The sequence below is a fragment of the Streptococcus salivarius genome, from assembly GCF_009738225.1.
Taxonomy (GTDB): Bacteria; Bacillota; Bacilli; order Lactobacillales; family Streptococcaceae; genus Streptococcus.
On the sequence record NZ_CP018187.1, the window covers coordinates 1,140,928 to 1,153,488 of the forward strand.

Genomic DNA, 12,561 nt, shown 5'->3' on the forward strand with positions numbered 1-12,561 from the left:
CAAGGATACATTCAAGGACAAGTACGGTTTCCGTCCCCTTGCGAGGTATATAGGTTTATATCTCAGATTGACGATGAGATATATAGCGATATTTAGTTGTTTCCGTCCACTCGCGAGGTATATAGGTTTATACCAGTAAACAAACTTGTTGAGCTATATGTATCTGAAAATGGTTACCGTCCCCTCCCGAGGTACATAGGTTTATAGCGCACCTCTACCTGAAGCGGATGAACCGCAACCTTTGAGTTTCCGTCCCCTCTCGAGGTGGATAGGTTTATATCAAGATATTCATTACTACAAGGAATTTGTGGATTGTTACCGTCCCCTCCCGAGGTACACAGGTTTATATCGAAAGTAAAAACATTTACAAGGAGATTATATCATGACAGTTACCGTCCCCTCGCGAGGTGGATAGGTTTATATCGGGCAACTAATTAGCGTAAGCGGACGACTTCAAAGAGTTATCGTCCCCTCTCGAGGTATATAGGGTTATATCGTTAAGAATAAGGAGAAAATAAAATGTTGGGTTGGTTTCCGTCCCCTCGCGAGGTGAATAGGTTTATATCCTACTTTGTGAAAGACATGAGAAAAACAGCCTTAGTATGACCGTCCTCTCTCGAGGTATATAGGTTTATATCGTAATGACAAAGACACATTTATGATTAAAGGTCTATGGTTACCGTCCCCTCTCGAGGTAAATAGGTTTATATCTCGTTGCTTACCACGACGCTGAAAATGCACTTATGGGGTTTCCGTCCCCTCTCGAGGTGAATAGGTTTATATCACTTTCTGATTGGACTTTTGAATTCATTACATTTAGTTTCCGTCCCCTCTCGAGGTGAATAGGTTTATATCCCCATATCTTGTGCCCTAGACAGTTGCTAGAGACACAAGATGTAGGACCTACTGGAAACATTATCTATATTGTACCATATGATTGCAGGCCTATAAAGGCTTAGAAGAAGAGAATGTCATCTAATTTTTCAGCACTATTGTAGGGACTAAAACTAGTCACCTCTTCTTTGGTTGTCACATATACGATTATACTGTCTTCTTCATCAGCCTTGTAGAAACTCTCGATATCCTTAAGGAGAGACTGATAGTCATTTCTTGACAAATCGACCTCGAAACAGGATTTTTGTACCCTCACACCATAACCCTCAAGTAATTTGGAGTGTTTAAGTCTTCGTTTATTACTTCGGATATCATAAATAATCAGACAAAACATGGTTCTTTGTCTCGCAAACTCACGCTCTTCTTCGCTGAGATTAAAGTAAAGTCCCATTAATGCCCTCCTGTGTAACTTGTCTCATACAGACTAGGGTCAAGTTCTCTAAAAGCCCTAATCAAACTCTTGATTTGCCTATCTGCTGTATAAAGAAAAGAATAGCGTTTTTTGTCTGGCTCAATATACTGATGGACTTCTAATATTCTTGAACGTAGTGCTCTTGCAAAGACTTCTCTGCCTTCATCAGTGAGTATGAAGTCTTGATCCTTGTTTTCAAAATGACTTAAAAGAAGTTTACCATTTCGTATCAACTCCATAAGCGTATTATCGACGATGATAGGTCTCCATTCTTCCATTAAATCACTGGCCAAGGTCGCATGATGCTGATGATGCTTGTGAATTACCCCAAACCCCAAGCTTAGCCCGTTTTTCTTAATCAGCCCCATAAAGCACGAATATAAGATACTATAACCAAAATTGAGGGCACTATTAAAACAATCCTCCGCAGGCCGTCTACTCCTACCATTAAAATGGAAGGCATCAGGAACCAGTAAATTCAGATAGTAAAAAATAGGATTTCGCAAGGCGACCTTCGTAACCCATAATTTCAGTAATGGAATAAGCCTTCTGAATATCATTGACACTATCTTCAAATCTTGAATAATCTGAGGTATCCAGTAGACCATCCGTATCAAACTCTCTAAGCAAGGCAATTTGATGCCTTACCTTGGTCCTAGCAATACTCCTTGCAACCTCTAAACGGAAATCCTCTTCAAAATAAGTTTTGGCTTGCAACTCTTGCTTTTGGAATTCGTCCTGCCTGTGGGATTCAATACTAGAAATAAATTGACCAACATTTGAGAAATAGTAAACATTCACCTTGTTTTTTGACAAAGCTTTAATGAGTTGGGTGGTTAGTTGTGCATTACCAAAAAGTAATACATTATCAAGGAGTGAGATGGACACTTCTTTGACAATTTCTTTATTATCATTTTTAATGATAATTCTTTGTTCGGATAAGGACAGGTAATAATTGGACCTTTGAATATATAAATCGCTCATAAGCTACCTCTGGGTATTTTATGGCATATATTATATCACTGAAACTCTAATCGTCAATATATTCTAATGTTTCAAATATAAAATGAAGCCCTAACAATAGGACTTCGATTTTTATTTATTGTAAAGAGATTGCTTTCCTTATTTCCCCAGCAACTCTGTTCGAACTTCTTTGCGCAAGTCTTCAAGTGTTGTAATGCCATACTTGTCCATGACCTCAGGGAGACGGTCAATGATTTTAGGGCAAGCATATGGATCTGCGAAATTGGCTGTTCCGACACCGATAGCTGAGGCACCAGCAATAAACATTTCGATAGCCGCTTCGGCACTGTCGACGCCCCCCATACCGATGATTGGAAGGTCTGATGCTAGAGCAACTTGACGGATAAGTTTAAGGGCTACTGGGAAGACAGCTGGCCCTGACATACCACCTTGACCGTTGGCAATAATTGGTTTGCGTGTCGCCAAATCATAACGTGTACCAACCAAGGTGTTAATCATGGTAAATCCTGTCGCACCGGCATCTTCGACTGCCTTGGCGACACTTGTGATGTCAGCCACGCTTGGTGTCAGTTTGACATAGACTGGCACATCAGAGTGAGAGACGCTGGCTTTTACGGCTGCATAGGCAAGCTCTGGGACTTGTCCGATGAGAAGGCCGTTATTGCCATGGTCCACGTTTGGACAGGAGATGTTAAGCTCGATTGCCTTGACGTTATTGGCTTTGGAAATCTTGTGAGAGACTTCCGCATATTCTTCGTTTGAAAATCCAGCCACATTGGCAATGATTGGAAGCTCAGGATAATGCTCCTGCAACCAAGGGAGTTTTTCAGTCAAAACAGCATCAACACCTGGATTTTGCAAGCCAATGGCATTAAGCATGCCTGATGGTGTCTCAGCCACACGTGGTGTTGGATTACCAAAACGAGGGGTGGCAGTCGTTGCCTTAATCATGATAGAACCTAGTTTGTCCAAATCATAATACTTGGCGTACTCTTGCCCAAAACCAAAGCAACCTGAGGCTGGGATAATGGGATTTTTCAAGTCGAGCCCTGGAAGGCTAATAGCTAAACGATTTTCTGATTTAGTCTCTGACATGGTAACCTCCTAGACGACGACTTTTCCGGTAGGGAAGACTGGCCCTTCCTCGCAAACACGAAGATTTTTGGCGTCTGATTCTCCTTTAACGTGAACCACACAGGCATAGCAAGCACCCATACCACAAGCCATGCGAGCTTCCATAGAAACATAGGCATGAGGATGATTTTCAAACTTGCTATCGACATATTTAAGCATGCCTGGAGCTCCGCAACTGTATACGGCATCTGGTGTCCAGTCAAAGCCATCAATGACCGTCGAAACGTAACCCTTGATACCGTATGAACCGTCATCGGTTGTCACATAAACATCACCACAAGCTCTGAGTTTGTCCTCCAAGATGACGGCATCCTTATTGGCAAAACCAATCACAGAAACGACTTCCACTCCTTTAGCCTTCAACTGCTTAGCCGTCTCAACCAAAGGTGGCACACCGATACCTCCACCAACGAGGAGGGCTCTTTGCCCAGCCTCAACAACGGAAATATCAAAACCATTTCCCTGAGGGCCCATAGTATCAATGGTTTGACCAACTACCATCTTAGAAAGAATAGCTGTGCCCTCACGCTCCACACGGTAAACAATGGTTGCCTCTTTCTTGTCGTAGTCAATCTCTGAGATGGAAATCGGACGACGAAGGAGCTTACTTGGATCTGGCACCTTGAGGTGGACGAACTGCCCAACCTGCATATCTGCAACCATCTCTCCCTTAAGAACCATCTCGAAAATACGAGGTGCAATCTCACGCTGACTCACAATGGTTAAATCTTCAACTAAAATCATGACAACCCTTTCTAAACTGCAAAATGTTATCAAAAAAACCTCGCCACATGGCAAGGTCGCACAAAAAATCACAGGAGAACCCTGTTTTTTCACCAGTCCGACCTTTCAAGCCTCTCTGGACTCATTTAAAGGTTATTTTGTGATTATTATAACCGTTTTCAAGACGGATGTCAAAAGAGAAAAGAAAAAACCAAAGCTTATAAAATTAAGCTAAGGTCTCTCCAGCCTATAACTAGGCCCTCTGTTTGATACGTTCTCAATCATCTCATAGGAGAACATAAATTGTCAACATTCCTAACAAGAGGTGCTAGAGTTCTTGAACAAGAGCCCTAAAAAACATTATTTAAACAATCTGTCGTAAACCATGGTATGAGCTAACTGCTGACCATCGCCACCCAACAAATCAACCAAGGCATAAGCAAAGGCTAATGCTGTTCCGGCACCACGGCTAGTGACAATATTGCCATCCACGACAACTAAGTCAGTTTGATGCTCGCCAGATGCAATTTGTTCCTCTACGCCAGGGAAACATGTGAATTTACGACCTTCAAGAAGACCAGCACGTTCGAGAACAATTGGTGCAGCACAAATGGCAGCAACGTATTTTCCAGCTTTTGCAGCCTCTTGAAGAGAGGCAATCAAAGTTTCGTTGTCGCGTAGATTAGTTGATCCAGGCATACCTCCAGGAAGGACCACCAAGTCATAATCCGCAAAATTCCCATCAAATACGCCATCCATAGCGACTTGAATCCCATGTGAGCCAGTCACTGACGCATTTTCGAGTCCAAGCATGCTACAGTCAAATCCTGCTCGGCGGAAGACATCCACTGGGCTCAAGGCTTCGATTTCTTCAAATCCGTCCGCAAATACTACTGCTACTTTTGTCATGATATACCTCCAATTTACTTATCGCATGATTCTATTACGCCTTAAATTATAGCAGTTTTAGAAGCAGGAAACAAACCATAAAAACGGACTTTGAGCATGAAAAAAGACAGCACAAGGACTGTCTTTGTCATTTTATCTAAATAAACTTGCTAGGATCCACAAGAGATAAATATGGGCTGGGTAGAAAATATAGAAGAAATTCTTATTGCCACTACCACGCTCACCATTGTAGAAATACATAGGAATCGCAGCAAAGACCATCATCCACTGCACACCTGTCGGATCAAAGAGATGGGCAATCACTGAAATAACAGCTAAGACAATGATTTGAGCAATGCGATTGGTTCGGAAGATATAGAATAGCAAACCAAGAATAACCATCACAAAGCCACCCTCAACCATGATAATACTTGGAACTAGTGACAAGATAAAGGCAACAATCTGCACAAGGAGTGGGTTTGCATGTGGTGTTTCAAATATACCTGCCAGGACTACTACTGGAATAGATGAAAGAATCGGCAAGAGAAAGACACCAATCCCTTGAATTAATCCCTTGTTTGATTTATCGCGAAGCCCCTTAGCCAACAAATCCCAAGAGCAAATAAAAATCCCAGTGATAAAGAAGGTTGAAAAGGCATTGTTGGTTAAACCGATACTACCATTATGAAAAATACTACCAATGATGGCGTTGCCAATGGTCATAAACCAACTCATGTAAAGCAGACGCCTAAGAAACGCCATACGATCGTGTGTATAGTGAAAACTATCAGCAGCAAGAAAGAGGAAAATTGGGAAAGCCAGACGTCCCAACATCGTCAACCATATAGGTGCCCACATACTCCCGAACATCTGATAGATTTGGTCCAAAAACATAAGTGCAACAGCTAGGTATTTCAAATTAGTCGCATTGCATATCTTTTTTATATCGTTCATTTAATGCTCCTTTAATTTTCAGCATATTAAATGATACCACAAGTTAGATGTAAATTCAAAGGTATTCATGATAATAAAAGCCATAACTTTTAACTATTTTAGCGGAACAATTTTTGTAATAAAGAATGGTCCTTAATAATAACAAACTCAATTCCAACTACCCATCCAAAGCATTTTTACTCTCTTTGTGCTATAATAGTTAGGCAATATTTACGTTCATAACGTATGCAAATTATTTATAAAAAACAAACAAAGCTAATAAACTCTGCAAGTTTTTGAAATATCTTTTTTGCGAGCAGAGCGACCAATTAACCGAGACTTTCCGCCGTGTTAAAAGCGCCTGAAACCTTTTAGTTTCAGGCGCTCGGAATTTTTGAGAGTAAAACAGTTCGGGGAACTGTTTTAGCCTGAGCCTAAAAATGAAAAAGCGAAGGGGCTCAAAAACAATTGAACACGGGCTGCGAATTGTGTCAAAAAGACAAGTTCACCTAGAATCTAAAGATTCTGCGTCAAACTTCCTATTTTGACTTTATCCGCAGACGCCCTTTGTATCTTAATTAGTCATGGAACTTTGTAAAAGTTCGCTGACGTCCGCCAACACCTAAGGAAAGTCTCACAGAAAATTTTATTTTTAAAATAAAACAAGTATTATCAATAACAAGAAAGGAAGTACACCATGTCTTTTGACGGCTTTTTTCTTCATCATATGACGGCTGAGTTACGTGAGCAGGTGCTTTACGGGCGTATCCAGAAAGTTAATCAGCCTTTTGAACGTGAGTTGGTCCTAACCATTCGTAACAATCGTCAGAATTACAAGCTTCTGCTTTCGGCTCACCCTGTCTTTGGGCGTATTCAGACGACCAAGGCTGAATTGCCAAATCCACAGAATCCAAATACCTATACCATGATTATGAGGAAATACCTTCAGGGAGCGGTTATCGAGGATATCCAGCAGGTAGAAAATGATCGTGTTCTTGAGATTTCCGTATCAAACAAAAACGAAATCGGTGACAGCGTCAAGGTTACTCTGGTCATGGAAATTATGGGGAAACACTCCAATATTATCCTGATTGACAAAAACGAGAGCAAAATCATCGAGTCTATTAAGCATGTTGGTTTCTCACAAAATAGTTACCGTACTATTCTACCTGGGTCCACCTATATCGCTCCACCTAAGACAGACGCCAAGAATCCATTTGACATTGCAGACGAAAAGCTCTTTGAAATCCTACAAACCGAGGATTTGTCAGCTAGAAACCTTCAAAAACTTTTCCAAGGTTTGGGGCGTGACACGGCCAATGAATTGTCAGCCTTACTTGAGACTGATAAGCTCAAGAATTTCCGTGCCTTCTTCAATCGTGAAGTAGAGCCAAACTTAACGGCAAAAGCATTTTCAGCTGTAAGATTCTCTGATAGTCAGGACCAACCTGAGTTTGAAACCTTGTCTGCCCTTTTGGACTACTACTATTTGGATAAGGCGGCGCGTGACCGTGTGGCTCAACAGGCTAGTGATTTGATCCATCGTGTGCAAAATGAGCTGGAAAAAAACAAGAAGAAACTTGTTAAACAGGAAAAAGAGCTTGCGGCGACTGAAAATGCTGAGGAGTTCCGCCAAAAAGGGGAACTGTTGACTACCTACCTTAGCATAGTTCCAAATGACAAGGATAGTGTCGAGTTAGACAACTACTACACTGGTGAAAAGATTACCATTCCCCTAAATGTGGCTCTAACGCCTAACCAAAATGCGCAGCGTTACTTCAAGAAATACCAGAAACTCAAGGAAGCTGTTAAGCACTTGACTGGTTTGATTGAGGAAACCAAACAGACCATTGATTATTTAGAAAGTGTTGAATTCAGTCTTTCTCAAGCCAATATGGATGAAATCGAAGATATTCGTGAGGAGCTTGTTCAGGCTGGGTTTATGAAGCGTCGTTCAACTGACAAACGTCACAAACGTAAGAAACCTGAACAATATCTAGCTTCTGATGGCAAGACCATTATCATGGTTGGTCGTAACAACCTGCAAAATGAGGAGTTGACCTTCAAGATGGCTAAAAAAGGTGAGCTCTGGTTCCACGCCAAGGATATCCCAGGTAGTCACGTAGTTATCAAGGACAATCTTAACCCAACTGATGAGGTCAAGACCGATGCGGCTGAATTGGCAGCCTACTATTCTAAGGCTCGTCTATCAAACTTGGTTCAAGTGGATATGATTGATGTTAAGAAACTCAACAAACCAACGGCTGGGAAACCTGGATTTGTAACTTATACTGGACAAAAGACTTTACGTGTCACACCGACTGAAGAAAAAATCGATAGCATGCGGATGAAGTAATCTGTATTACAAAATCAAACTCTCTCGTTTTTGAAACTAGAGAGTTTTTTCGATGTCGTCATTAGAGCAATTTCTTTTAGTGATGAATGAGATTTTCCTCAAGTTTTCATTACATTTTTCCGATGACTGTGCTAAACTATAAGGGTAATTACCTATATTAAAGGAGACTTTCAATGAAGGCTCTTATGTCATATACGAGTTCTGTTTTAGAATGGTTAGGGCGCTACGTGGGGCTCTTAGTCTTCGGCATATTATTTGTGACTGCTTTACTCATTCGCACGACCATGATGACGGGATACTTTGAGTGGGCAGAGATTAGTAGCGTCCCTTGGTATGTTTATGTTTCAGGTGGTGTCATTCTGCTTTTGACACTTCTCTGGCGCAAAATCTTAAAGGAACTGACAACAAAGCAGATTTTCATCTTTTTTTCCGTTTGCTTTATGATTTTTGGCCTACTTTTGATTTTTCTGACGAGTTTTGCTGGTCGAGACGACGCAGGAACTGTCTTTAAAGGGGCGGTCCAGTTTAATGCTGGTAACTTCTCCTTAATTAAACCAGGAGCCTACTTCTACCGCTATCCTCATCAGTTGGGATTGCTTAGTTTTGAACGCCTGGTTCTCTATCTGATTCCTTTGCCGGTCATCTCGGTTTTCTATGTATTGAATCTTGGCATGGTCATTGGTATGAACTATGCGACATGGAAAATCACGGATGAACTGTTTACGAAACCGTTAGTCAGTCGTTTGGCTGTCATCATGAGTTTTGGTTTTTTACCTCTAGTTTTTAACATTATGTTTGCTTACGGGCTCATGTATGGCTTGTTCTTCTCCAGTTTTGCTATTCTGTTTTTCCTACGCTATTTGAGGCATGGTAAGGTTAGAAACGCTATAGTTTCGGTGGTCATGCTATCATTGGCTTACTGGGTAAGAAGCAATAATATTATTCTCATTATTGCATTATCTGGTATTTTGATACTAATGACTCTCAGAGAGAAACGTTACCGCTATTTACTTTTAGTTTTGGCTTTCTTTGCCTTTCCTATGACCTTGCATAAGGCGACAACCAGTTACTATGAGATTACCACTCATCAAAAAATTCCTGGAACGCCTCAGATTGCTTGGCTGGCCATGGGCTTACAGGACAAACCCGATTCTAAACGAATGCCAGGATGGTATACCGGTTATGTCCGTGACATTTATGCTAAGAAAAAGGGCAATATCGAAAAGATTGAAAAAAGCGCCAATCATCTTTTTGATAAGCGTGTTCAATACCTCCTAGCACATCCCGATGAGGCCAGTTGGTTTTTCAGAACCAAGTTTATCAGTTCCTGGACAGAGGGAAGCTTCCAGTCCATCTGGAACGGTCCAAGTAAAGACAAGTTTCAGCCTTTGTGGAATAGGTTTGCGACCTCTATCTATCACGATGGGACCCTGCATCTCTTTTTTGTGACCTATATGCAAGGCTATCTCCTAGTCCTATATCTTGGTGGTGCGTTCTACTATGCTTTCACTTATAAACGAATGGGAGATGGAGCAACACTAGGCCTCTATGCCTTCCTCTATCTCTTCGGTGGCATCCTCTTTCACCTCATATCAGAGACTAAGAGCCAGTACACCCTACCTTATATTTACTTACAAATTCCAATGATCGCAGCAGGTTACAATCATATGACCCAAATACTTAGCCGCTATCTAAAAAATATGCGAAAGTCATCCTAGGATGGCTTTTTGTCATTGTTTCACAATTACAATCTTGTTATAATAAGTCTATGAAAAATTCGTCAGTTGATCTTTTACGAGGCCCTATTTTGCGGTCTCTTTTAATCTTTGCCCTACCAATTCTGATATCCAATATTTTCCAGCAACTCTACAATACTGCGGATGTCATGATTGTGGGACGTTTTCTAGGGCCAGATGCTTTGGCTGCTGTAGGAGCTTCTTCTGCTATTTTTGATTTGGTTATCGGATTTGCCTTAAGTGTTGGAAATGGTATGGGAGTTGTTATCGCACGTTATTATGGTGCCCAAGACTATAGGAAACTTCGTCAGTCTGTGGCTGCCACAGTTGTCATCGGTCTGGGCTTAAGTGCCTTGGTTATGATTCTAGGACATTTTGGTCTCTATCCTTTGCTAAGATTTTTAGGGACACCTGCTTCTATCATTGGGCAGTCCTACCAGTATATTTCTATGATTGTCTCCTGTGTTGGGGTAACTTTGGGTTATAATCTGTGTGCTGGTCTCCTCAGAGCAGTTGGTGATAGTCTTACAGCCCTCTATTTCTTGATTTTTTCAGCTTTGGTCAATATCGTTTTAGACCTTTTCTTTATTACACAACTCCATCTTGGTGTTCAGTCAGCAGGCTTAGCAACGATTATTTCTCAAGGACTTTCGGCAATTCTTTGTCTTTACTATATTAAGAAAAAAGTGACCTTCCTTCTACCAAGAAAGTCAGACTTTGTTCTTGATTCAAGTCTTTATTTGGATCTTTTTGGACAAGGAATGGCCATGGGACTCATGAATTCCATTGTTTCTATTGGGACTGTAACCTTACAGTATGCCATTAACGGCTTTGGTCCTCTCATCATTAGCGCTCAAGTGGCGGCAAGACGGATTATGTCCTTTGCTGTTCTCCCTTTGACTTCACTTGCTGCCGGGGTGACTACTTTCACCTCTCAGAACTTCGGTGCCAAACAGTTTAAGCGCATAGTAGCTGGGTTAAAGCAATCTTGTCTTGTTTCTATAACTTGGTCTGTCATAGCTTGTGTCCTCCTCTATGTAGCAAGCCCCTTCTTGGCTGGTCTTATCTCTGGTTCTGAAAATGCTGTGATTATTGACAATGCCAGTCGCTACCTCCGTATTAGTTCTCTCTTTTATCCTATTTTAGGAATGCTCTTCATTTTTAGAAATAGCTTGCAAGGTTTAGGTAAGAAACTAACACCTTTAACCTCTAGTTTCATTGAGCTTTTTGGAAAAATTCTCTTTGTTCTTTTAGTCATTCCTTCTATGGGCTACCTGGGTGTTATCCTATGCGAGCCCTTGATTTGGATTCCAATGACCATTCAGCTCTATTTTGCCTTGAGAAAGCATGTTAAACGCTTGTTTGTCAGTTAAACTTCTTTTGAACATAAAAAAACGACCGTCATGGTCGTTTTTAGTTTAATTTAATCCCCATTCATCAGAAATCTGTTTCATAATAGCTTCTTGGGAGACAATCCCAAAGCCCAACATGTAGGTTGAGTAGTCAGCATAGATGACCTTGTTATTTTGAACAGCCTTAAGGCTAGTCCAGACAGGAGTATTTTTAAGTTTGTTATCTAGGAGTTCTTGAGAATCTGCTTGAACAATCAGGAGGTCCGGATTAATATCTTTTAGTTTATCTGGATCGATAACTTGGAACATATCATCTGGATTGAAGGTTTCCGCTCGATTAAAATGATAAGTATCATAGAGATAACCAAAATGCCCGTAAGCATAATAACGGATGTCATTGTCAGTCACGCGAAGATACATCAGTTTCTGGTCGCCAAACTTGGCTTTAACATTCTCCGCGAAAACGGCCTCCCTAGCATCCAATCTATCGAGGTCCTTCTTCATCTCATCACGTTTATCAAAGATTTCTGCCACCTTGAGAGAGGTTTCATGATAGTCCCAATTTTCATCGGTGTTGATTTGGTAGCCAACAGTCGGTGCAATTTCAGACAGCTCCTCGTAGAGGTCTTCCTGCTCGCCTGTCATAAGGATTAAATCAGGTTTTAACTCAGCAATCTTATCCAAATCTGGATTGCCCTGCCAACCAACTGAAACCACCTTTGCATCCTTGTATTGTTTCTTAAAGAGGGTTGAAAATTCTTGACTATCAGCTTGACCAGTTGTCGCACCTACTGGAGTGATATCTAGAGGATCCAAGATTTCACCATAGAGGTTGTCGAGGATAACGATACGTTTTGGAGCTTTTTTCAACTCTGTCGTACCAAAATCATGGACAATCATCTTCTCCTTAAAAGACTGACTTGTTTGATTTGACTCTGCACTATGTCCAGACGTCATGTCTGGCAAGTAATACAGTAAAAGACCAGAAATGATGGCCAGAATAGCTAATAAATAAAGAAGATTTATTTTTTTCATGACAACTCCTCGATAAGATCGGATTAAATCGTTACTTTAAAGTTATCTTAAAACTTCTTTAATGTCAATCTATGACTAAGATTTTTTGGAAGGAATTGAGTGTTTTTGATTCCT

At 41.0% G+C, this 12,561-nt stretch carries 11 protein-coding genes; 3 read left to right on the top strand and 8 right to left on the bottom strand.

Going from position 1 to position 12,561, the window contains the following annotated elements:
• Positions 1–955: 955 nt before the first annotated feature.
• From cas2 to BSR19_RS05650, 7 genes are all read right to left on the bottom strand, one after another.
• A complete protein-coding gene (cas2, locus tag BSR19_RS05625; protein ID WP_156246729.1) occupies positions 956–1,285 on the bottom strand; it encodes a CRISPR-associated endonuclease Cas2 in 330 nt (109 codons plus the stop codon).
• On the bottom strand, positions 1,285–1,866 hold the full coding sequence (gene cas1, locus BSR19_RS11605; protein ID WP_231605950.1) for a CRISPR-associated endonuclease Cas1: 582 nt from the start codon (positions 1,864–1,866) through the stop codon (positions 1,285–1,287). The genes cas2 and cas1 (BSR19_RS11605) overlap by 1 nt, the downstream gene beginning before the upstream one ends.
• Positions 1,769–2,290, bottom strand: a complete 522-nt coding sequence (cas1, locus tag BSR19_RS11610) for a CRISPR-associated endonuclease Cas1 (RefSeq protein ID WP_231605951.1) — start codon at positions 2,288–2,290, stop codon at positions 1,769–1,771. Before cas1 (BSR19_RS11610) ends, cas1 (BSR19_RS11605) begins: the two co-directional genes overlap by 98 nt.
• Before the next feature lie 138 nt (positions 2,291–2,428).
• Positions 2,429–3,385 (bottom strand): dihydroorotate dehydrogenase, encoded by a 957-nt coding sequence (locus BSR19_RS05635; protein ID WP_156246730.1) that lies wholly within the window; start codon positions 3,383–3,385, stop codon positions 2,429–2,431.
• A gap of 9 nt (positions 3,386–3,394) precedes the next feature.
• Positions 3,395–4,168, bottom strand: coding sequence for a dihydroorotate dehydrogenase electron transfer subunit (locus tag BSR19_RS05640; protein ID WP_231605952.1), 774 nt, complete (start codon positions 4,166–4,168; stop codon positions 3,395–3,397).
• A 339-nt stretch (positions 4,169–4,507) separates the two neighbouring features.
• Entirely contained in the window at positions 4,508–5,056 is a 549-nt protein-coding gene (locus BSR19_RS05645; RefSeq protein WP_156246731.1) for a DJ-1 family glyoxalase III, read from the bottom strand.
• 132 nt (positions 5,057–5,188) lie between these two features.
• Positions 5,189–5,989: a TraX family protein gene (locus tag BSR19_RS05650; RefSeq protein ID WP_156246732.1), complete on the bottom strand. Its 801-nt coding sequence runs from the start codon at positions 5,987–5,989 to the stop codon at positions 5,189–5,191.
• Positions 5,990–6,665: 676 nt separating this feature from the next.
• Here BSR19_RS05650 and BSR19_RS05655 point away from each other — a divergent pair.
• The 3 genes from BSR19_RS05655 to BSR19_RS05665 all read left to right on the top strand — a co-directional run bounded on the left by BSR19_RS05655 (position 6,666) and on the right by BSR19_RS05665 (position 11,433).
• Positions 6,666–8,324 carry an Rqc2 family fibronectin-binding protein gene (locus tag BSR19_RS05655; RefSeq protein ID WP_156246733.1) on the top strand — a complete coding sequence of 553 codons (1,659 nt, stop codon included), beginning with the start codon at positions 6,666–6,668 and terminating at the stop codon, positions 8,322–8,324.
• Between the two features lie 173 nt (positions 8,325–8,497).
• Positions 8,498–10,042, top strand: a complete 1,545-nt coding sequence (locus tag BSR19_RS05660) for a hypothetical protein (protein ID WP_156246734.1) — start codon at positions 8,498–8,500, stop codon at positions 10,040–10,042.
• A gap of 50 nt (positions 10,043–10,092) precedes the next feature.
• Positions 10,093–11,433: an MATE family efflux transporter gene (locus BSR19_RS05665; RefSeq protein WP_156246735.1), complete on the top strand. Its 1,341-nt coding sequence runs from the start codon at positions 10,093–10,095 to the stop codon at positions 11,431–11,433.
• Between the two features lie 45 nt (positions 11,434–11,478).
• Here BSR19_RS05665 and BSR19_RS05670 read toward each other — a convergent pair whose 3' ends face one another.
• A complete protein-coding gene (locus BSR19_RS05670) occupies positions 11,479–12,447 on the bottom strand; it encodes an ABC transporter substrate-binding protein (RefSeq protein WP_156246736.1) in 969 nt (322 codons plus the stop codon).
• Between the last annotated feature and the right edge of the window lie 114 nt (positions 12,448–12,561).

What these genes read in the sequence shown, in the direction of transcription:
- BSR19_RS05650 (WP_156246732.1), bottom strand. Translation starts at nt 5,989, where the DNA reads ATGAACGATATAAAAAAGATATGCAATGCGACTAATTTGAAATACCTA.
- BSR19_RS05670 (WP_156246736.1), bottom strand. Translation starts at nt 12,447, where the DNA reads ATGAAAAAAATAAATCTTCTTTATTTATTAGCTATTCTGGCCATCATT.
- BSR19_RS05635 (WP_156246730.1), bottom strand. Translation starts at nt 3,385, where the DNA reads ATGTCAGAGACTAAATCAGAAAATCGTTTAGCTATTAGCCTTCCAGGG.
- BSR19_RS05645 (WP_156246731.1), bottom strand. Translation starts at nt 5,056, where the DNA reads ATGACAAAAGTAGCAGTAGTATTTGCGGACGGATTTGAAGAAATCGAA.
- cas1 (WP_231605950.1), bottom strand. Translation starts at nt 1,866, where the DNA reads ATGATATTCAGAAGGCTTATTCCATTACTGAAATTATGGGTTACGAAG.
- BSR19_RS05655 (WP_156246733.1), top strand. Translation starts at nt 6,666, where the DNA reads ATGTCTTTTGACGGCTTTTTTCTTCATCATATGACGGCTGAGTTACGT.
- cas2 (WP_156246729.1), bottom strand. Translation starts at nt 1,285, where the DNA reads ATGGGACTTTACTTTAATCTCAGCGAAGAAGAGCGTGAGTTTGCGAGA.
- BSR19_RS05660 (WP_156246734.1), top strand. Translation starts at nt 8,498, where the DNA reads ATGAAGGCTCTTATGTCATATACGAGTTCTGTTTTAGAATGGTTAGGG.
- BSR19_RS05640 (WP_231605952.1), bottom strand. Translation starts at nt 4,168, where the DNA reads ATGATTTTAGTTGAAGATTTAACCATTGTGAGTCAGCGTGAGATTGCA.
- BSR19_RS05665 (WP_156246735.1), top strand. Translation starts at nt 10,093, where the DNA reads ATGAAAAATTCGTCAGTTGATCTTTTACGAGGCCCTATTTTGCGGTCT.
- cas1 (WP_231605951.1), bottom strand. Translation starts at nt 2,290, where the DNA reads ATGAGCGATTTATATATTCAAAGGTCCAATTATTACCTGTCCTTATCC.